This window comes from Methanobrevibacter sp. (genome assembly GCF_017431965.1).
Lineage (GTDB): Archaea > Methanobacteriota > Methanobacteria > Methanobacteriales > Methanobacteriaceae > Methanocatella.
Genome location: NZ_JAFRKB010000054.1, coordinates 1 through 20,770 on the forward strand (window position 1 = coordinate 1; position 20,770 = coordinate 20,770).

At 32.6% G+C, this 20,770-nt stretch carries 19 protein-coding genes; 9 read left to right on the plus strand and 10 right to left on the minus strand.

All coding sequences use genetic code 11. From position 1 onward, the window contains the following. Positions 1-614: amidohydrolase family protein (locus IJI93_RS08035; RefSeq protein ID WP_292821979.1), on the minus strand; the 614-nt coding region annotated here is incomplete at its 3' end. Positions 615-764: 150 nt separating this feature from the next. On the opposite strand from IJI93_RS08035, the gene IJI93_RS08040 reads away from it, so the two are divergent. Beyond that, entirely contained in the window at positions 765-1,358 is a 594-nt protein-coding gene (locus IJI93_RS08040; RefSeq protein WP_292821981.1) for a zinc ribbon domain-containing protein, read from the plus strand. 15 nt (positions 1,359-1,373) lie between these two features. Here the strand turns inward: IJI93_RS08040 and carB are convergent, their stop codons facing one another. Both carB and carA read right to left on the minus strand, forming a co-directional pair. After that, on the minus strand, positions 1,374-4,550 hold the full coding sequence (carB, locus tag IJI93_RS08045; RefSeq protein ID WP_292821983.1) for a carbamoyl-phosphate synthase large subunit: 3,177 nt from the start codon (positions 4,548-4,550) through the stop codon (positions 1,374-1,376). A gap of 23 nt (positions 4,551-4,573) precedes the next feature. Further along, a complete protein-coding gene (gene carA / locus IJI93_RS08050) occupies positions 4,574-5,656 on the minus strand; it encodes a glutamine-hydrolyzing carbamoyl-phosphate synthase small subunit (RefSeq protein WP_292821985.1) in 1,083 nt (360 codons plus the stop codon). 217 nt (positions 5,657-5,873) lie between these two features. On the opposite strand from carA, the gene IJI93_RS08055 reads away from it, so the two are divergent. Continuing rightward, on the plus strand, positions 5,874-7,373 hold the full coding sequence (locus IJI93_RS08055) for a DEAD/DEAH box helicase (RefSeq protein ID WP_292821987.1): 1,500 nt from the start codon (positions 5,874-5,876) through the stop codon (positions 7,371-7,373). A 10-nt stretch (positions 7,374-7,383) separates the two neighbouring features. Here the strand turns inward: IJI93_RS08055 and nadC are convergent, their stop codons facing one another. After that, the gene (gene nadC / locus IJI93_RS08060; RefSeq protein WP_292821989.1) at positions 7,384-8,208 is read right to left on the minus strand and encodes a carboxylating nicotinate-nucleotide diphosphorylase; all 825 of its coding nucleotides are present in this window, start codon (positions 8,206-8,208) and stop codon (positions 7,384-7,386) included. A gap of 67 nt (positions 8,209-8,275) precedes the next feature. Between nadC and rnz the strand changes: the two genes are divergently transcribed. From rnz to nadA, 3 genes are read left to right on the plus strand one after another with little or no spacing between them, the layout of a single operon-like run. Then, positions 8,276-9,172, plus strand: coding sequence for a ribonuclease Z (gene rnz / locus IJI93_RS08065; protein WP_292821991.1), 897 nt, complete (start codon positions 8,276-8,278; stop codon positions 9,170-9,172). Position 9,173: 1 nt separating this feature from the next. After that, positions 9,174-9,926 (plus strand): mechanosensitive ion channel family protein, encoded by a 753-nt coding sequence (locus IJI93_RS08070; RefSeq protein WP_292821993.1) that lies wholly within the window; start codon positions 9,174-9,176, stop codon positions 9,924-9,926. Beyond that, entirely contained in the window at positions 9,919-10,836 is a 918-nt protein-coding gene (nadA, locus tag IJI93_RS08075) for a quinolinate synthase NadA (RefSeq protein WP_292821995.1), read from the plus strand. Before IJI93_RS08070 ends, nadA begins: the two co-directional genes overlap by 8 nt. Before the next feature lie 22 nt (positions 10,837-10,858). Here the strand turns inward: nadA and IJI93_RS08080 are convergent, their stop codons facing one another. From IJI93_RS08080 to IJI93_RS08090, 3 genes are all read right to left on the minus strand, one after another. Next, positions 10,859-11,803, minus strand: a complete 945-nt coding sequence (locus tag IJI93_RS08080) for a hypothetical protein (RefSeq protein ID WP_292821996.1) — start codon at positions 11,801-11,803, stop codon at positions 10,859-10,861. Positions 11,804-11,910: 107 nt separating this feature from the next. Then, positions 11,911-12,186 (minus strand): DUF5750 family protein, encoded by a 276-nt coding sequence (locus tag IJI93_RS08085; protein ID WP_292821997.1) that lies wholly within the window; start codon positions 12,184-12,186, stop codon positions 11,911-11,913. Next, a complete protein-coding gene (locus tag IJI93_RS08090) occupies positions 12,176-13,126 on the minus strand; it encodes an alpha/beta fold hydrolase (RefSeq protein ID WP_292821999.1) in 951 nt (316 codons plus the stop codon). Before IJI93_RS08090 ends, IJI93_RS08085 begins: the two co-directional genes overlap by 11 nt. 131 nt (positions 13,127-13,257) lie before the next feature. Between IJI93_RS08090 and nucS the strand changes: the two genes are divergently transcribed. After that, positions 13,258-14,040, plus strand: a complete 783-nt coding sequence (gene nucS, locus IJI93_RS08095) for an endonuclease NucS (protein ID WP_292822001.1) — start codon at positions 13,258-13,260, stop codon at positions 14,038-14,040. Here nucS and IJI93_RS08100 read toward each other — a convergent pair. Further along, complete coding sequence (locus IJI93_RS08100) at positions 14,037-14,516, minus strand: hypothetical protein (protein ID WP_292822003.1); 480 nt, start codon at positions 14,514-14,516, stop codon at positions 14,037-14,039. The genes nucS and IJI93_RS08100 overlap by 4 nt on opposite strands. 83 nt (positions 14,517-14,599) lie before the next feature. Here IJI93_RS08100 and IJI93_RS08105 point away from each other — a divergent pair, with 83 nt between their 5' ends. Together IJI93_RS08105 and IJI93_RS08110 are read left to right on the plus strand one after the other, a co-directional pair. After that, positions 14,600-15,316, plus strand: coding sequence for a PsbP-related protein (locus IJI93_RS08105; protein WP_292822005.1), 717 nt, complete (start codon positions 14,600-14,602; stop codon positions 15,314-15,316). Between the two features lie 45 nt (positions 15,317-15,361). Further along, on the plus strand, positions 15,362-16,189 hold the full coding sequence (locus IJI93_RS08110) for a carbon-nitrogen hydrolase family protein (protein ID WP_292822007.1): 828 nt from the start codon (positions 15,362-15,364) through the stop codon (positions 16,187-16,189). Here the strand turns inward: IJI93_RS08110 and IJI93_RS08115 are convergent, their stop codons facing one another. Continuing rightward, positions 16,190-17,038, minus strand: coding sequence for a HEAT repeat domain-containing protein (locus tag IJI93_RS08115; RefSeq protein ID WP_292822009.1), 849 nt, complete (start codon positions 17,036-17,038; stop codon positions 16,190-16,192). A 74-nt stretch (positions 17,039-17,112) separates the two neighbouring features. Further along, the gene (locus tag IJI93_RS08120) at positions 17,113-17,883 is read right to left on the minus strand and encodes an SDR family NAD(P)-dependent oxidoreductase (RefSeq protein ID WP_292822011.1); all 771 of its coding nucleotides are present in this window, start codon (positions 17,881-17,883) and stop codon (positions 17,113-17,115) included. Between the two features lie 283 nt (positions 17,884-18,166). Here IJI93_RS08120 and IJI93_RS08125 point away from each other — a divergent pair, with 283 nt between their 5' ends. Further along, the gene (locus tag IJI93_RS08125) at positions 18,167-20,764 is read left to right on the plus strand and encodes an ATP-dependent helicase (protein ID WP_292822013.1); all 2,598 of its coding nucleotides are present in this window, start codon (positions 18,167-18,169) and stop codon (positions 20,762-20,764) included. Positions 20,765-20,770 lie beyond the last annotated feature (6 nt).

A 20,770-nucleotide genomic window follows, 5' to 3' on the forward strand; every position in this document is an offset into this window, starting at 1 on the left:
ACATGAATTGAGGAAATTTTATTTTGTTTTTTACATTCCTCAACAATTAAATCCGCCACTTCATCAGTGATTTCACCAAAACCGCTTGGAGCAATACCGTCAGCTATTTTCAAAAGTTTTCTAATAGCTATACTTACTTTTTTTAAATCAGGATCATCACCATAAAAACTATCGTCACGACCAAGAATTATAGGTTTAATCGGAATATCTTTTGACGCTTTCTTTAATAATTTAACTCCTTTAATTCCACCCTCACGGTAATCAATGAAATGAGTTGTTCCACTTTCAACCATTTCCCACATTGTTGATTTCATTGCTTGAATAATCTCTTCATCTTCAGCACTAGCCAATGCTTTATGCTTCACGCCATTAGGCGGCTTGACCATTTCACTTAATGATAAACCATAACCTTCATCCTTAATAATGGAATCCCCAATGTGCATATGGCCATTAATAAATGAAGGACATACAATTGCCCCATCAACATCAATAATCTTGCCTTCACGAGATTCTTTTCCAATTTCAACGATTTTGCCTTCATCAACAACAATATTTTCTTTTTTTAATGTTAAATCTTGGCCTTTTAATATGATTCCATTAGTTACAGTAAACATTAAAGGAAAATCTAATTTTTTTTATTAATAAATTTTGTTATCAAATAGGTTTATTAAATCGGAAGAAATAATATAAAACTAATAATGGTGAACAACATAATTTACTTTAAGACAATTTTTTTAAAACCATTATCATCTTAAATAAGGGGGATGATTTCTATTAACTCTCAGGAAATACGTTATTTTTACAGAAATATTGTAAAAACAGGGAATGTTTACAGAGTCAAGCATAACAATAAAGACTATGGGGAGTTTAGAAAATTATCCGATGCATTATATGAAAGAGATGCACTATTTTTTTGTAATTTCGACTATGATTTGCTTGTTGAATGTGATTTAGAAAACAAGTACGAACATATGGACCTGCCACCATTTCCCGAAAAAAGGCCTAAAGGCCGTATTAAAGGAATGAAGGTCAATAAAAAAGAAAGGGAAGGGGAAATTCTCTTTGATCATAAACTCCGCAAATTCTATATTCAAAAAGGTGAAGAGATTATCGGATTTTATGATACCATGACTGAAGCATTCTATTATAAAAAGTTATTGATGGATAACAATTGGGACAAAGGTGTTTTGAAAACACATATCACAGAAAGAATTGAAGTCAACATTAAAATTGACCCTAATAAAGAGTATAAAGTTCAATTAAATTACTGCCCTAAATGTAGAAATAGATTGGACATAAATGCTATTGAATGTCCTTCTTGTGGTATTAACATTAAAAAATACTTATCTAATAATTAAAAAAAGATAGAGAGATTAATCTCCATCTGTATATTCATTTAAGGATTTCACATTAATTTCACTGTTTTGCACAGCTGCAATTGCATTTAATGCAGCTCTTGCGCCGGCCAATGTGGTAACATATGGTATGCCGAGCTCAATTGCAAGACGCCTAATAATATAACCGTCTTTTGCAGATTGTTTACCTTCAGAAGTATTGATAATTAAATCAACTTCCTTATTTAAAATAGCATCCCTAATGTTAGGAGAGCCTTGTGATACTTTCAATACTTTTTCAACATCACTAAGACCAGTAGCATCTCCTGTACCGTCAGTTGCCATTATTTTAAATCCTAAATTAGCTGCCTTTTCTGCTATTGGCCTAATTTTTTTCTTATCAGTTTCTTTTACGCTGATAAATATTTTACCTTCTTTAGGCAATTCCATACCTGCTGAAAGTTGAGATTTATAAAATGCCATTCCATAACTTTCATCTATACCTATACTTTCACCGGTAGATTTCATTTCAGGACCTAAAACAGTGTCAGATTCCGGAAGCTTTAAGAATGGGAATACTGATTCTTTTACAGCGACATGATCTATTTTGATTTCTTTTGTTAAGCCAAAGTCTTTTAACTTAGCACCATTCATAATCCAAGTAGCCACTTTAGCCAATGGCACTCCAATAGCTTTACTTACAAATGGAACAGTTCTACTTGCACGAGGGTTGGCTTCAATAATGTAAACCATTTCCTCATCAAGTTTAACCGCATATTGAATATTCATTAAACCTTTAACATCAAGTTCCAATGCCAATTTAGTGGAGTTTTCACGAATTGTGTCTAAAATATGTTCAGGAATAGTTTGAGGAGGTATTACACATGCAGAATCCCCTGAGTGGACACCTGCTTCTTCAATGTGTTCCATAATACCTGCTATGAATACATCTTCACCATCACATAAAATATCAACATCCAATTCAATAGCATCCTCTAGGAACTTGTCTACTAAAATAGGATGATCCGGAGAAACTTTAACGGCTTCTTTCATATATTCTTCAAGCTCATTAGTATCATAAACAATCTCCATAGCTCTTCCGCCAATAACATATGATGGACGTACGAGTACTGGGAATGTGATTTTCTCTGCAATCTCTTTAGCTTCTTCAAATGAATTAGCAGTACCATATGGCGCTTGATGAATGTGTAATTTTTCTAAAAGTTCTGCAAATAATTCCCTATCTTCAACTCTGTCAATACTTTCATATGGAGTTCCTAAAATTTTAACACCTGCATTAGCTAGAGGAACTGCCAGGTTGATGGATGTTTGGCCACCAAATTGAACAATGACCCCATCAGGCTTTTCTTGTTCAATTACACCCATAACATCTTCAAATGTAAGCGGTTCAAAGAATAACTTATCAGAAATATCATAATCAGTACTTACAGTTTCAGGATTGTTGTTAATCAATATTGTTTCAATTCCATCTTCCTTAAGTGCTAGAGATGAATGTACACAACAGTAGTCAAATTCAATACCTTGACCGATTCTAATTGGCCCCGCACCGAGAATGACAACTTTTTTCTTGGTTGTTGAGGCAAGTTCATTTCCAGTATCATAGCTACTGTAGTAATAAGGAGTTTTAGCTTCAAACTCTGCAGCGCATGTATCTACCATTTTATAAGATTGCTTAATGTTGTATCTTGAAAGCAAGTTTCTAATATACTCTTCAGTCTGGCCTGATAAATCAGCCAATCTTTTATTGGAACAACCAATTTGTTTTGCTTTTCGCAAGAATGCTTCATCATCAAGCTTTTCAGCGGTAACACCGTTTTCAAAGTTTACGATGTTTCTGATCTTGTATAAGAAGAAGTTATCAATGTCGGTTAATTCCCTGATTTTGTCAATGTCCATTCCATCTTTAATAGCGGAATAAATTTGGAAGTAAATCAAATCTGTCGGATTGGCCAAATCTTCTTCAGACCATTCGACATATTCAAATCCATCAAAGCCCATATCAAGGGATCTTAATGCTTTCTGGAATGCCTCTTCGAAAGTTCTTCCAATAGCCATTACTTCCCCAGTTGCTTTCATTTGAACTCCTACTCCACGGCCGATTCCTTTAAATTTGTCAAACGGCCATCTTGGAATTTTAATAACTACATAATCAATAGCCGGTTCAAAAGAAGCTGGAGTTTCTTTAGTAATATCGTTTTTGATTTCATCTAAAGTCAACCCTAACGCTACTTTTGATGAAATTTTAGCAATAGGATAACCTGTTGCTTTAGATGCAAGTGCACTACTTCTGGATACACGTGGATTTACTTCAATGACCTTATATTCATCGGTTTCCGGATTAAGTGCAAATTGAATGTTACATCCTCCGCGAATGCCCAATGCCCTTATTATTTTAATTGAAGCATCACGCATTTTTTGAATGGTTTCATCACATAAGTTTTGAATAGGGGCAACTACAACGCTGTCTCCTGTGTGAATACCCATAGGGTCAATATTTTCCATAGTACATACAATGATACAGGTATCCTCTTTATCCCTCATTACTTCAAATTCTATTTCTTTCCATCCTAAGACAGATTCATCAATGAGAACCTGATTGATGAAACTCATATCCAAACCGTGGTTAGCAATTTCTATTAATTCCTCTTCATTATGTGCTATTCCACCACCGGTTCCCCCTAAGGTGAAAGCCGGCCTAACAATAACTGGATAACCAATGTCTTTTACTGCTTCAAGTGCTGCATCTACACTTTCGACAGCCTGACATTTTGGAATCTCTTCATTAATCTCTTCCATCAAATTAGCAAATAAATCCCTATCTTCAACATCTTTAATTGTTTGAACATCAGACCCTAAGACTTTAATTCCTTCCAACAATCCCAAATCTCCAAGACCTGTTGCAATATTCAGTCCAGTTTGTCCGCCCATTGTAGGCAATATTGCATCAACTTGCTCCTCTTTTATGATTTTGGCAACAACATCCGGAGTTAATGGTTCCGTATAAACAGTATCTGCCATCCCCAGGTCTGTTTGGATGGTAGCCGGATTACTGTTAACGAGCACTGTTTCAATTCCCTCTTCTCTTAGTGATTTACATGCTTGTGATCCTGAATAATCGAATTCTGCTGCTTGTCCGATTTGAATAGGTCCAGAACCAATAATTAATACTTTTTTAATATCCTTATCAACTGGCATATGTAATCCTCATTATAATTTTTTTAATAATCATCCATCATCTCATTAAATTCATCAAAAATACTTCTTGTATCGTTTGGACCAGGACCCGCTTCAGGGTGGTACTGTATACAGTGTAATGGCAACTCTTTATGTGAAATACCTTCAGGAGTACCATCATTCAAATTAATTTGGGTTAAAACTAAATCAGTTTCTTTTAAAGATTCTTTATCAATGGTGAATCCATGATTTTGTGATGTTATAAATACTTTACCAGTTTTTAAATCTTTAACCGGTTGATTTTCACCCCTATGTCCAAATTTCATTTTATAAGATCTGGCTCCAAAAGATTTGGCTATTAACTGTTGGCCCATACAAATTCCAAAAATAGGCAATCTGTTTGACAATTTTTTCATTGTTTCAATGGTTTCAGATACCCTATCAGGGTTTCCAGGTCCGGATGTAATCATCAATCCATTTGGTGAATAATCCAAAACAGTTTTGTAATCTGTATCATATGGGAATAAAACTACACCAATATCCCTTTCCAGAAATGAGTTTATAATATTCTTTTTAACACCGCAATCAATTAATGCAACCTTTTTGTCTGCATCTTCATTGAATACTTTAATTTCTTTTGTAGACACCAATGGAACAACATCCATATCTTCAATGCTTGGCTGAGCACGTGCCATTTCAAGCAACTTATCATCAGGAATATCTTCTGTAGTAATTGCCGCTTTAAGTGAACCTCTTTCACGAATTTTAAGTGTTAAATCGCGAGTGTCAATTCCACTAATTCCAGGAGTTTCAAACTCTTTTAAAAATTCATCTAAAGTTTTTTGAGGTCCGAAATTAGAAACTTCACGACAAACTTCACGACAAACAAAACCTTCAACCTGAATCTTATCAGATTGATACCACTTTTCACTTACCCCATGATTTCCCTCTAATGGATAAGTGGACATCAATATTTCTCCTTTAAATGAAGGGTCTGTTAATGATTCAGTATAACCACCCATACCAGTGGAAAAAACTAGTTCTCCCAATTTAGTGGTTTCATATCCAAAACCCTCTCCTTTTAAAACAGTACCATCTTCTAAAGCTAATTTAGCCATTTTCACCATTAAATCACCATCATAAAACATAAAAATTTACTATCTTTATTATATTTTATTTTAATATATTATTAAAGTTTGTTTTTTAGTGAAATTTTCAGATAATCTGAAAAAAAATATTTAAAAATGAATAAGATTTAAAATATTCCCATAAGTTATAGAAAAATAATATTTATTTAAAATATGAAATAAATACTAACTTAAAAAGCAATTAAGAGAAGCAAACATGAACTCCAATACTCCAAAAGTTCCGGAAGATTATAAAAAATTTAAAAAGGTAGTTAATGAAGCAAAAATTTACAATGCCCCCAAATCATTGACCGGCGAGCTAAGGCCTTATCAAAAAATCGGATATTCCTGGCTGATTCAAAATATCCAACATAAATTCGGATCAATACTGGCAGACGATATGGGGCTTGGAAAAACAATGCAGGTTTTAAGCGCAATCCTTTACTTTAAAGAACAGACTAAATTCGACAATCAACCCTCATTAATAATCGTTCCGCCAACCCTAATATCAAATTGGGAAAACGAAATCAATAAATTCACACCTGAATTAAGCTATTACATTTACCACGGATCCAATAGAACCTTCCCGTTAGAAGAATATGATATAATATTGACCTCATATGGGGTCGTCAGGCTAGATTTGGATATGTTTTTGGATGAAAATTGGTTTTTATGTGTAATTGATGAAGCTCAAAACATTAAAAATCCAAATACTGAACAGACAAAAGCGATTAAAAGCATCAAGGCATCAACAAAAGTTGCTTTAACCGGAACCCCCATTGAAAATAGGTTAATGGACTATTGGTCAATATTTGACTTTGTAAATACCGGATATTTATCATCTAAAGATAATTTTAAAAGAAACTATGTTGTACCCATAGAGAAATTGGAAGACAAACAAGTTCTGGAAAACCTTAAAACAATAGCCAAACCCTTTGTAATGAGACGTTTGAAAACAGATGAAGACATTAAAAAGGAATTGCCTGATAAATTGGTAAATGACATTTACTGCAGTTTAACCAAAAAACAAATTAAACTGTACAATGCAATTTTGGAAGAAATATTTTTTGATATAGAAAATTCCAAGGGGATACAAAGAAAGGGAATAATTCTTAAAATATTGACAGCACTAAAACAGACCTGTAACCATCCTGCGCAATTTTTAGACATTAAAAATCCGAAAATTTCCGAATCCGGGAAAATGGAACTGTTGATAGATATTTTAGAAAACATACTGGACATGAATGAGAAAGTAATAATTTTCACCCAGTACGTGGAAATGGGCAAATTAATCCAGCAGCTCGTTTCTAAAAAGTTTAAAACCGATGTCTTATTCTTGCATGGCTCACAAACACTTAAAGAAAAAACAGATATTATTAATACATTCCAAGAGGACCCTAACTACAAAATCTTTGTAGCCACACTTAAAACCGGAGGAACCGGTTTAAATTTGACCGCCGCAAGCAATGTAATCCATTATGATTTGTGGTGGAATCCTGCCGTTGAAAACCAGGCAACCGACAGGGTTCACAGAATTGGCCAGGACAAAGATGTTATGGTGTATAGATTTATAACAAAAGGAACTCTCGAAGAAGAAATAGATGCCATAAGCAAAAGAAAAACCGATTTGGCTGGAAAAGCTATCATTAATGATGAAACATTTATTACTGAAATGAGTGATGAGGAATTAAAGAATGTTTTATCACTCAGATTATGAATCTGCTCACTCATTCTATTTTTAAACTAAAGTTCAGGCTTCTAGATGAATGTGTTAATGCCCCAATTGAGATAATATCTACACCCAAACCAGCATACTCCAAAATAGTATCTTCAGTAATTCCACCAGACACCTCAATTAATGAATTTTGACGAATATCCAATCTTTCAAGTTCACTGAGCACTTCACTAACTTGATTTGGAGACATATTGTCAAGCATCACAATATCTGCACCATGTCTTACGCAGTCTATTGCATCATCTAATGTTTCTACCTCAATTTCAATTTTTTTAGAAAAACTAACATTGGACTTTGCTTTAAGTAAAGCTTCTAGAGGAGTTCCGCAGGACGCAATATGATTATCCTTAATTAAAACCATATCGTCAAGGGCAAATCTATGAGTATCTGCACCCCCCACACCTAAAGCATATTTGTCAAATTTTCCGATTGCTGGAGAAGTTTTACGGGTTCCGGCAACTCTTACACCACAATCCTTAACAAGATTTACATATTTTCCAGCGGCACTGGCTACACCGCTCATTCTCATGAGCAAGTTCAGTGCAGTTCTCTCAAGAAGTAGAATTGTTCTTGCATTCCCTTTAAAAGATATTAATAAATCGTTTTTTGAAATTTCGACGCCATCATTTAACCAAAATGTTGCAGTGACCCCATATTCTTCAAATAAATCGCGAATAATATTAATTCCTGCTAAAATACCTTCATCTTTTGAAATGATATATGCATTTACATCTTTACCTTCATCAACGACTGCATTTGAGGTAATATCTCCAAAACCTTCATCTTCAGCCAGCATATATTCAATAATTTTGTCCAAAAAATCACCTAAAATTTAATAATTATTAAAATATATAGTATTTGTATAATATAAAATAAGTGATTTAATGGAAATAACATTTTTAGGAACATCTTCCGCAGTTCATTCATTTGAAAGAAATCATCCATCAATTGTTTTAAAAGCATTTGGAGAAGTGATGATGTTTGATTGCGGCGAAGGAACGCAAAGACAATTAATCTATGCTAAAATAAGTCCAATGAAAATTTCTAAGATATTCATCACCCACTTTCATGGAGATCATATTTTAGGACTTCCAGGATTGATACAGTCAATGAACTTTAGAGGAAGAGATAAAAAATTAACAATCTACGGTCCAAAAGGATTAAATGTACTTAAAGAATCCATATTTAGCTTGGGCTATTGTAAAATTGAGTTTCCAATTGAATTTATTGAAATTGGTTCTGAAATTGTAGAAAAAACTGAAGACTACATTATTAAATCACAAGAAGTCAATCATTTAGTTCCCAGTCTTGCTTATTCTATTGAAGAGTTGAAAAAACCAAGGTTTTTACGCCAAAAAGCCATTGAACTCGGCGTTCCTGTAGGTCCTGATTTTGGAAAATTGCACAATGGCCAGGAAGTTGAAATTGATGGGAAAATCATAAAGCCGGAACAAGTTTTAGGCCCCCCACGGAAAGGAAGAAAAATAACCTATTCCGGAGATACAACACCCTGTGAAGAAATGGTTGAACTGGCTAAAGATTCGACATTGCTTATTCATGAATCAACTTACGTTAAAGAGGATAGTGATAAAGCAGAAGAGAATTATCATTCCACATCATCCGATGCCGCATCAATAGCTAAAAAATCGAATTCTAAAAAATTAATCTTGACGCACATAAGCACAAGATATCAAAATACAGACCAATTACTAAATGAAGCACTTGAAATATTTGAAAATACTGAAATCGCCAAAGATTTAAAAACAATTAAATGTGATTAAAATGAATATTCTTCCCATCGGCAATCCCGCAATGATTTTAATTTATATTTTAATTATCATACTACTTACAACTCTAATAACAAGATTTATTGCATATTTAATGAATAGAATGGACCGAACCCATGAAAATCAAACAATAATTTATCTGATTCGAGACATAATTAACTACATCATATATTTCATTGCAATTATGATTATATTACAATTATTTGGAATTAACCTTGCAGGAACGCTCTTAAGTTTAGGTATTGTCGGTATTGCTGTGAGTTTTGCTGCTAAAGACATAATTTCAAATTTATTTTCAGGAATGATTTTAATTCTTGGAAAAAGCATCAAAGTTGGAGATACAATCGAAGTTAATGGTAAAAAAGGATATGTTGAGAGAATATCCCTTAGATCAACTGTTTTAGTGGATGACTTGGGTGTGAGAAACCATGTGCCTAATTCCACATTAACAAATGATTATTATTTACAATTTAAACAGCCGGAGAAATATAGGGTGGATATTCAAATAGGATTACCTTTAAATATAGATGTGGAGAAGTTTAGTGAAAAAATCATTGAAAAAATTTCTTCATATCCTGACTTGGCTAAAAATCCAAAACCTCAAGTTTTCTCAAACGAAATCAAATTTGAGGAAAGCAGACTGAAAGTATCATTCTGGGTAAAAAATTTAAATGATAAAGACAAATATAAACTAAAAGTCACAAATGATATTAGAAAATATATGGAACAGGGTGAAAACAATGAATAATTCACTTCAAGATGAAATTTTAAAACTAAAAGAAGAAAAAAATGCAATAATACTTGCGCACAATTACCAACCTAAAGAAATTCAAGAAATTGCTGATTTCCTTGGAGATTCTCTAGAATTATGCATTAAAGCTTCTGAAATCGATGACAAAGATTTAGTGATCTTTTGCGGAGTAGACTTTATGGCCGAAACAGCTTTTATACTAAATCCTGATAAAAAAATAGTCATTCCAACTTTAGAAGCAGAATGTCCAATGGCACACATGTTGCCTGAAGAAGAACTTTTAAAAGCTAAAGAGGAACATCCTGATGCAGGAGTTATCCTTTACGTGAACAGTATCGCTGAAGCAAAACAACATGCAGATACTTTATGTACTTCCGCCAATGCTGTAAAAGTTACCAAAAGTCTCAAACAAGATAAAATCTTATTCGGACCAGACACCAATTTAGGAAATCATGTTGCAAAAAAAGTTGATAAAGAAATTATTCCAGTTCCTAAAGGTGGACACTGCTATGTTCATAAATTATTCCATATAGAAGATGTTAAACTTAAAAGAGAACAATATCCTAATGCAGAAATTATCTGCCACCCTGAATGTAATATTGAAGTTCAAGAGGCTTGTGATCAAGTAATGTCAACCGGCGGAATGTTAAGATATATTAAAGAAAGCGATAAGGAAGAATTTGTGCTTGGAACAGAAGTTGATATGATAACAAGAATCAATCTAGAAGTTTCAGGCAAAAAATTATATCCTCTTCTTGAAGGAGCAATATGCAACACTATGAAATTGCACACATTAGAAAAAGTAAGGGATTCACTTCTTAATGAAGCTCCACAAGTAACACTGCCTAAAGATGTTGCTGAAAAATCATTGAAAGCCGTCCAACACATGTTGGATGCATCAAAATAGCTAATTTAGCTATTTACTTTTTTTATTTTTTGAACTGTTCTAAAAATGACAGCAATTCTAAACCAATTTCCGGATTGACTTTTTCATAGGAATATCTTTCTATTTCCGAATCATATACCAAGATTTTAGAATCTTCAATTAGATTTTCCAAAGACGCCAAATCTTCACGGCTGGAAAGCAAATAATCTGAAGTAATCAAAAATAATGATTTGGCTTTAATATTCTGCAATTTGCTTTCAATGTCAAATTTTAAAATACTGTCATTACGGAATTTAAAATCATGAATGTCCATGAATAGACCTTCATCAACATAATCTTCCATTAAAACATCAATTTCATCATTGGATAAATCTTTAAAAATCTTTTTTGGAATATAATCAACAAACATTAACTGAAAAATGGCAACAGATAACTTAGATAATGATGCACTATATCCTTCTGAATAAAAATCCTCAGAAGAATCTATTATGCTTTCAATACATTTTACAAAAACATAACGATAAGAAGAAATTTTATAAAAAGAATTGAAAACGATTATAAACTCCATATCCTCCGGATATTCGGCGGCCCAAGTGAATATCTCGAATCCCCCTAATCCTTCACCAACTAACCCCAGCACATTAGTTGCATTGAATCTTTCTTTTAGAAATTGTCTTTTGAAGTTGACCCTGTCGTAAAAAGTATATGGCGGAAAATTATATTTCAAACCAGTTTCTGAAGGAGAACAAGAATTAGGATTTCCTAATGATACGATTTTTACAAAAAAATATTCGTTTTCATCGAGACCATATTTATCAATCAAAGTATTATATCCTGCAAGAACTGAATGCCCCCCATTGAATGTTGAGCAAAAAACAACAAGATTTGTAATATTTCCTTCATCATCATATTTAGGGGTGCCTGTTGTAGAATATTCCACACGAACGTTTTCAAGAACCCTTCCTGATTCAAATTCAAAGGAATCCATAATATATTCATCTGATGTAAAACTAAATTGATAGTTAATAATATCACAACCCAATTAACAAAACTTCTTATTGATATTTTCTATTTTTTCATGCATATAAATTATCATTACATATCATCTAAAAAACTAGAAATGAACAAATTCATCTCTATTTCTTCACGAGCTATAAAATCATTTAAGCGAAATTTGGCAACATCACTTTGAAAGGGATATAACTCATCAGAAAAATACATTTTAAGTTTTAAAACACCCTCCTCGATTGTTATATTTTCTTTTAAATTATTATTGAGAAATTCCATTTGATTTAAAGACAATCCGGACACAACATACTCAACGAATTTTTGATTACCTTCATCCCCATAATCTGTAATTTTAACAATCATAAAATTCACCTAAAAACTCTTTTAACTCACCCCGAATTGTTTCAAGTTCATTAAAACACAAATGCCCCAGTTTTGAATCCATAATAATCAATTCAGAATTATTTATCATTTTAGACATTGGAATTGCATCCAGTTCCGGTGGGAAATGAGGGTCTTGTTTGCATGCAACAATCAAAACCTTGGATTTGATTTTTTTCAAATCGCTTTCAACATCAAAATACATGCATGATTCATTGCAATATTTTAAGTCATAAATATCGATATCCAAACTCTCGTTTCCAAAGTTTTCAAATTCCACACTTAATTCATCATTAGGCATTTCCCTTAATGCTTCTTTTGAAAGGCCAAAATTAAATTCCGCCAGATTAGCCAATCTTAAAGTCCTGTTTAATGAATAGGTTATTTCTCCCCTATTATAATCGGGATCAGATTCTATAATCTCATTTACAAATTTTGATAGAATAAAATCATGGCCCGCAACTTTATAGCTGCTTACACCACAAATAATGAAATCAGCAAAATCAGGATATTCTATGGATAATGTAAGACCTACAAAACCCCCCATTGAAACACCAATTACTCCCAAAACATGATTTATATTGAATTTTTCCGCTAAAAATTGTTTTTGAAAATTGCTTACATCTTGAATTGTATATTTAGGAAATTTATTTTTTAAATCAGTAGTTGATGGAGAACAAGACCCAGGAGAGCCTAATGCGGTTAGAGATATGAAAAAATATTTGTTCTTGTCAAAAACATCATTATCGCCACTTAAAGGTAGGATTTTTTTCATTGAAGAGAATCTGCCTAAAGACCCATGACAATATAAAATTGCATTGCAGATAACGCCATTTTCATCATATTTTGGAGTTCCGAAAGTTGTATACTCCACATTAACATCTTTAAGAATTTTTCCATTTTCAAATTTAAATGAAGACAATGTGAAATACTCATTTTTATCATCAAAATAATCATCGTCGTAAATTTTAATCCCACCTTACAAAGTAAGTTATTTCTAAATTATCCTTTAAAAAACAAATTATTTAAATTAAATTAAACAATGTTATTGTGATGAAATATAAAATATTAGAAAAACCGGACTGCGATGATGCATATGAACTGGTTCATGATGCTTTGCGAAAAAGAGCAACAATTGTAATTTTTGCATGCTGTAAAGTCAATTATGAAGGACGGGCATTGAGTCAACTTAACTGGGGAGAACGTATAATTATGATAAAGCCCGATGGGGCATTCCTAATACACCAAGAAAAAAAGGTTGAGCCAGTGAATTGGCAACCCCCAAAGTCAAAAACAAGAAGTTATATTAAAAATGATAACCTTTTCTTGGAAAGCCATAGAAGAACTCCAAAAGAATTGTTAACTGTTGAAATAAGGAAAATCCAATTCATCAGTTATGCAAACATTGAAGACTTTGAAGAACTAGAACAGGCAGGATATGAAAAAGACATGAGCGACATGATTATGGAAAAGCCACATATGATTGAAGAGGGTTTTATTCCAACAACAAGGGAATATAGCGTTGAACATGGATTTATTGATATTTTAGGAAAAGATAAAGATAATAATCTGATGGTTTTAGAACTAAAAGCTCGTAAAGCGGGAGTTACTGCAGTAAAACAACTTAGAAGATACCTTCAAGATTTAGAAAACACTGATAATGACATTCTAAAAGAGTGCAAAGCTCAAAGGAAAAAAATTAGAGGTTTGCTTGTAGCTCCATCCATAATGGACGATGCCCAAGAATTACTTGAGGAGGAAGGTATCGAATTTGTAGCCATTGAGCCCCCTCGTGAATTAAAAAGAGATAAAAAAATTACATTAGATGCATTCTAATTCAATGCTTCTTCTATTTTTTTCATCTCATCAATATAATGTTTTTTTGTGAATTCGTTTGCAGGAATTGAAGTAGTCACATGGCATTCCTTTTCCAATTTATAAATAAGATATTCTTCATTATCCAAAGGAATAGTTTCACCATCATCCAATAATTCTAGACTTTCCAATTCTTCTAGAATTTCATCGTATTCTTTTTCTTCAAGCGCAATAACATCATCCAATTCCATTTCCTGAATTTTTGGATTTAACTGGAGAGCAATAGCTACAAAACCATTGACGGTTTTATCTGAAATATCAAATTTGGACTCCCTTATTTCTCCCATAGAAAACTTTACATGAGATAACGTATTTTTTGTTAGAGGAATCTCATTTGATAATCCGATTTGGTTAATTTCATAATTATTTTTCCATTCCCCAATTTTATAAATTGCATAATTTATATCATCAACATTAATAAATTCTTCATTATCCATTTTTACCACAGTTATAAATATCTTTTTATATAAATAAAAACATTATTATTAAATATAATGTAAATTTCAATGGAGGTTAGGCAGTGAAAAAATGTCCTGAATGTGGAAATCCTAGTTATGATGGTGCTCCTGTATGTGGAAATTGTGGATTTAAATTCCCTAAACCAAAAGTTGCGGCACCTAAACAGGAAAGTATCTTTGATAAAGCACCTAAACAGGCAAAAAGTTCCTCTAAACGTGCGAATAATGATGATCAAAGTACACTTTCTATTCTTAAAAAAAACAAATTACTTATTGGTGCAATTCTTTTAATAACATTACTCGTAATATGTGGAATTGTTCTTACTGGGCCAAATAATAACAACAATGCCCCAACAACCGGCAATCTACTTGAATTTAGTAATGGTGACTTCTCATTTAAATATCCTGGAAATTGGAATACAATAAACGAAACTGATGAATCACATAGCGGTGCGGTATTCTTTGAAAATGGAAATAATACAACAATAGAGTATTATAACAGTACCCTTGAGTCATCAACTTTAAAAGAAATAACTCTTGAAAGAATCAATTATGCACAGGAAAGCGGTTCTTACGTTGAACTTGTTGAAACAATAACCCTAGATGGCAGAAATGCAACAGACATTATTTTTGAGAATGCAGACGGCAGCTATACTAGATATGTATCAATGTTTAATAATGATGGAACATTACATGTATTCAAAATAAGTGGATTATCTATTGATTCCATTAAAACTGATGAAATCAATTCTGTGCTAAATTCCGCAAATGTCGAATAAGTATGATTAATTTCATACTTCTTTTTTTATTTTTAAGTGTTTAATATGGAAAAAGTCAAGCTCGCTCTTTGTCAAATGAATGTTATTGACAGCAAAGAAAAAAATTTAAAGAAAGCCAATTCAATGATAAATAATGCAGTTGGCGAAAATGTTGATTTTATAGTGCTTCCAGAAATGTTTATCTGCCCATATTCCAATGAAAAATTTATCGAATATGCAGAAGAAGAAAAAGAAAGTTCTACTCTTTTAAAAATATCACAATTAGCTTGTAAAAATAATGTTTACATTCTTGCTGGATCCATTCCGGAAAAAGATGGAAGCAAACTATTCAATACTAGTTACCTTTTTGACAAAAATGGTGAAATAATTGCAAAGCATAGGAAAATGCATCTTTTTGACATTGACGTTAAAGGAAAGATAACCTTTATGGAATCTGATGTTTTAACAGCAGGAGATGATTTTACAGTTACCGATACTGAGTTTGGAAAAGTTGGAATTGGAATCTGCTATGATATTCGTTTTCCAGAACTTGCAAGAATTATGGCTCAACAAGGAGCATTGATATTGTTTTATCCAGGAGCATTTAATATGACTACTGGACCTGCCCACTGGGAGTTGCTGTTTAAATCAAGAGCATTGGATAATCAAGTTTATTGTGTTGGTGTTGCACCGGCATTGAATAAAGATTCAAGTTATCACAGCTTCGGACATTCAATTATTACAAACCCTTGGGGAGATGTAATAACTGAAGCTAGTGAAAAAGAGAGTTTGATAATTTCTGAAATAGATTTGTCTGAAATAAAAAAAATAAGAGAAGAGCTTCCTCTCTTAAAAAATAAAAGAGAAGACCTCTACGAAATTATTAAAAAATAGCTATTTTAATTTAGCCAATCTTTTCTCAAAGTAAGATAACTTTTTATCATCATCTTTAAAAACTTCGCAAGCGGTTTCTATGACTCTAATTTCATTATCATAGTCATCCGCTTTTCTATATAAAACACATAATCTTTTATATGGAGCATCTTTAGGCTGTTTAGCCTCAACATAACGTTCATATTCTTTAATGGCTTTTTGAGGATTGGTTTTTTCCATTTCCTTAATGGTGCTCATTGGAATGACTTTTACAATGGATTCGCCAGATGCCTTGGCTTTTTGCCTTTTTTCTGCTTTTTTAATTGCCTTATTACAAGATTTTTTGAAGTCCTTATCATCTTCAGTTTTTCTTGCATCCTTAATTAATTTGATTGCCTCATCGCTTGCAAGATCACCTAAAGCTTGGATTGCAGCCAATTTAACACCCCAATCTTCATCTTCAAGACATTTTGCAATTGTTTCCAATTCATCATCCGCTTGAAGTTCGCCTAAAGCACGTACAGCAACTTTTCTAACTCCAAAGTCTTCATCATCAACAGCTTCAACAAAATACGGAATTACCCTTTTATCTTCAGTTTCCTTAAGTGCAAAAGCAAGGAAACGTTTATCTTTACCATCTGCTTTTTTAAATTCCTCAATTAATTTATCAACAGCCACATCACCCATATTTCCCAATATTTCAGCGGCTTTAAATCTAACTTGAGCATTATCATCAGTTGTGGCTTTAATTAATGGTTCAATAGCTTCCTCATCAGTAATTCCAACTAATGATTCAATTGCTTCTTTTCTAACTTTAACATCATCATTTGATAAATTGTTAATAGCTTCTTCAAAATTAAAATCAGTCATGATAATAAGTTAGATTTTAAGAATATATAAATTTTAAAAAAAAATAGAAAAAAATAAGAGAAAAAATCTCTTATTTAAATTGCAGTCCATCCACCGTCAATACAGATTAATTGTCCGGTACAGAAACTTGATGCATCAGATGCCAAGTAAATAGCGATACCATCTAATTCACCAGGTTTACCTAAACGGCCAGCAGGACAATATGCTGCAATGAGATCCATGAATCCAGGTAATTCAATGGAATCTACGGTTAATTCTGTTTCAAATACAGCAGGACCAATAGCGTTTACAGTAATGTTGTATTTTGCCCATTCTACAGCTAAGTTTTTGGTTAAGTTCATTACTCCACCTTTTGCTGAGGAATATGCACTGATTCCTCCACCAGGGAAGATTACTCTAGAGTGGATTGAACCAATGTTAATGATTTTACCGTATTCTTGTTCAATCATGATTTCTCCAACGGCTTTACACATGTAATATACACCACTTAAGTCAATGTGGATGTGTCTTTCCCATTCTTCGTTGGATTGGTCTGTAACCATTTTGTTGTTTCCCATACCTGCAGCGTTAACTAAAATATCAATTCTTCCGTATGCATCCATAGTTTTTTCAACTGCTGCTGTGATACTGTCATAGTCTCCAACATCACATACTGCATACATTACTTCTGTTCCATATTCTTTTTCAATTTCAGCAACATTTTCTAGTAATCTTTCTTCTCTTCTAGCAAATAATGCTAATTTTGCACCTTGGCTTGCATATGCTTGAGCAATTTGCCAACCAAGACCTGATGAAGCACCAGTAATGACTGCTACTTTGTCTTTAATATCGAAATAGTTTTTCATATTTTATACCACCTTAGGCATAAGCCTATGTATAAATATTATTAAATTAAACTATTTAACTATTTTTATATTAATTTATGATTAATATCGATTAAAGTATTATAGATTGTAGAAAATATTCAAAAATAATTTAAACTAATGAATAAACTGATTAAAAAAATAATTAAAAAATTTTCCATAAATAAAAAAAACTTCAACTAAAATATACTAAAAGTAATAAAGTCCAAAATATATAACTAATTACACTAAATTGATAATTTTATAAAAAAAATATGTGATAAAAATGATTGAAGAGCAAACAAAAAGCTATTCCAAAAAACAAATTTATAAGATTTTGCATCCTTGGGTGAGGGAATGGTTCGAATCAATGTTCGATGATTTTACACCTGCTCAGAAAAAATCAATCATTGATATCCATAAACAGAACAACATATTAATCTCATCCCCAACAGGATCAGGAAAAACATTGACCGCATTTTTATCGATTATAAGCGAATTAACCACACTTGCTGAAAAAGACAAACTGGAAGACAAAGTTTATTGCATTTATATTTCTCCACTAAAAGCTTTAGACAATGATATTGAAAAAAATCTGGATGAACCTCTTGAGGGAATTGAAAAAATAGCTGGAAAGGATTTGGGAATTAGAAAAGCCGTCAGAACTGGAGACACCACACAGTACCAAAGACAAAAAATGCTTAAGAAACCGCCACACATTCTAATCACCACTCCCGAAACATTATCAATACTGCTGGTGGCACCGAAGTTTAGAGAAAAACTAAGTGAAGTAAAATATGTGATTGTTGATGAAATACATTCCCTTGCAGAAAATAAAAGAGGAGTTCACTTAAGCTTATCTCTTGAAAGATTACAGCATTTAATTGGCCATTTTACAAGAATAGGATTATCTGCTACTGTAAGTCCAATTGAAGAAGTTGCAAAATTTTTGGTAGGATACGAATATGGTGTTGGACGAAGCTGTAAAATTGTTAATATTAACTATTTAAAAGAGCTGGATATGGAAGTAATGTGTCCGGTAAGCGATATTGTGCTTGCAGATGATGAAGACACAAGGCTTGGAATGTATGACCTGTTGGATGATTTGATATGGGAAAACAAAACGACATTAATATTTACAAATACTAGAAGCGGCACAGAACGTTTTGTTTACAATTTAAAGAAAATGTATCCTATGCATTATAACAACGAAAATATAATGGCCCACCATTCATCACTTTCAAAGGAAGTCCGTCTTGAAACTGAAAATCGGCTAAAGGAAGGAAAACTAAAAGCGGTAGTTTCATCAACATCCCTTGAACTTGGAATTGATATCGGATACATCGATTTGGTTGTTTTAATCAATTCACCAAAATCAGTTGCAAGAGCCCTTCAAAGGATAGGGAGAAGCGGACATAAGCTGCACGAGAAATCACGGGGAAAAATTATTGTTACAGACAGAGACGATTTAGTTGAATGCTCTGTTTTACTTAAAAATGCTAAAGAAGGCAAGATTGATAGGATTAACATCCCCACAAACTGTTTAGATGTTCTGGCACAACACATTTACGGAATGAGTATTGAAAATCAATGGGATATTGATTATGCTTTTGACGTAATCAAGAAAAGTTATTGTTACAAAGATTTATCAAGAGATGATTATGAAGACGTTTTAAGTTATATGGCCGGAGAATACCCTGAACTTGAAGAAAGATATGTTTATGCCAAAATTTGGATTGATTATAAAAAAAATACATTTGGAAAGCGTGGGAAACTGGCTAGAATGTTATATTCAACAAATATTGGTACAATACCTGATAGTTCTGGCGTTTTAGTGAAATGTGATGGTGAGACGGTTGGAAGAATTGAAGAAGATTTTATGGAAAGACTTAAAAAAGGAGATACTTTCGTTTTAGGTGGGAATACCTACAGATTTAACTACGGTAAAGGAATGACAATCAATGTGACACCTTCAAGTGGACCGCCAACAATACCTTCATGGTTTTCGCAGCAACTTCCATTATCTTTTGATTTGGCAATGGACATTCAAAGATTTAGAGCACATATGGACGTTAAATTTAGATATGGGCGTAGCAAAGAAGAAATTATGGAGTTTATTTATGATTATTTATATGTTGATGATTTTGCTGCAAACTCAATCTATGAATATTTTGTAGAACAGTTCAAATATGCAAAAATACCAAGCAATAAACTATTATTAATCGAATATTACAAAGGATTCGGAGGAAGAAGATTTGTCATTTTCCATTCATTGTTTGGCAGAAAGGTTAATGATGCACTCTCCAGAGCTGTGGCTTATATCGTTGCAAAAAGATACAACATTAATGTAACCATATCCATTTCAGACAATGGATTTTATTTAAGCTCCGACGGGAAAATTGGAGGTTTAGAATCATTTAAAGAACTGAATCCCGAAAACTTTGAAAATATTTTAACAAAATCATTAAATAAAACGGAAACCCTTGCCTCCAGATTTAGACATTGCGCTGGGCGATCCTTAATGACACTTAGAAAATATAAAGGAGAATCAAAGTCAGTTGGCCGCCAACAGGTCAGAGGCAAAATATTGTTAAAATTTGTACAGGAAATGGATGAGAACTTTTCCATTTTAAAAGAGGCAAGAAGAGAAGCTTTAGAAGATTATATGGATGTTAAAAATGCATTGAAAGTGATTGAATGGGTTGCATCTGAAGAAATGGATGTAAAAACCATAAATACCGTGATACCAAGTCCTTTTGCATTTAATTTAATTTCTCAAGGATATCTTGATGTTTTAAATCAAAATGATAAAGCAGAGTTTACAAAAAGAATGCATCAGGCAATATTAGACCAAATACGAGACAAATTAAAAGACATCTATTAACTATAA

Excerpts from the sequence above, each read along its gene's own strand:
- IJI93_RS08040 (WP_292821981.1), top strand. The coding sequence starts at position 765 with ATGATTTCTATTAACTCTCAGGAAATACGTTATTTTTACAGAAATATT.
- carB (WP_292821983.1), bottom strand. The coding sequence starts at position 4,550 with ATGCCAGTTGATAAGGATATTAAAAAAGTATTAATTATTGGTTCTGGA.
- carA (WP_292821985.1), bottom strand. The coding sequence starts at position 5,656 with ATGGTGAAAATGGCTAAATTAGCTTTAGAAGATGGTACTGTTTTAAAA.
- IJI93_RS08055 (WP_292821987.1), top strand. The coding sequence starts at position 5,874 with ATGAACTCCAATACTCCAAAAGTTCCGGAAGATTATAAAAAATTTAAA.
- rnz (WP_292821991.1), top strand. The coding sequence starts at position 8,276 with ATGGAAATAACATTTTTAGGAACATCTTCCGCAGTTCATTCATTTGAA.
- IJI93_RS08070 (WP_292821993.1), top strand. The coding sequence starts at position 9,174 with ATGAATATTCTTCCCATCGGCAATCCCGCAATGATTTTAATTTATATT.
- nadA (WP_292821995.1), top strand. The coding sequence starts at position 9,919 with ATGAATAATTCACTTCAAGATGAAATTTTAAAACTAAAAGAAGAAAAA.
- IJI93_RS08080 (WP_292821996.1), bottom strand. The coding sequence starts at position 11,803 with ATGGATTCCTTTGAATTTGAATCAGGAAGGGTTCTTGAAAACGTTCGT.
- IJI93_RS08085 (WP_292821997.1), bottom strand. The coding sequence starts at position 12,186 with ATGATTGTTAAAATTACAGATTATGGGGATGAAGGTAATCAAAAATTC.
- nucS (WP_292822001.1), top strand. The coding sequence starts at position 13,258 with ATGAAATATAAAATATTAGAAAAACCGGACTGCGATGATGCATATGAA.
- IJI93_RS08100 (WP_292822003.1), bottom strand. The coding sequence starts at position 14,516 with ATGGATAATGAAGAATTTATTAATGTTGATGATATAAATTATGCAATT.
- IJI93_RS08110 (WP_292822007.1), top strand. The coding sequence starts at position 15,362 with ATGGAAAAAGTCAAGCTCGCTCTTTGTCAAATGAATGTTATTGACAGC.
- IJI93_RS08115 (WP_292822009.1), bottom strand. The coding sequence starts at position 17,038 with ATGACTGATTTTAATTTTGAAGAAGCTATTAACAATTTATCAAATGAT.
- IJI93_RS08120 (WP_292822011.1), bottom strand. The coding sequence starts at position 17,883 with ATGAAAAACTATTTCGATATTAAAGACAAAGTAGCAGTCATTACTGGT.
- IJI93_RS08125 (WP_292822013.1), top strand. The coding sequence starts at position 18,167 with ATGATTGAAGAGCAAACAAAAAGCTATTCCAAAAAACAAATTTATAAG.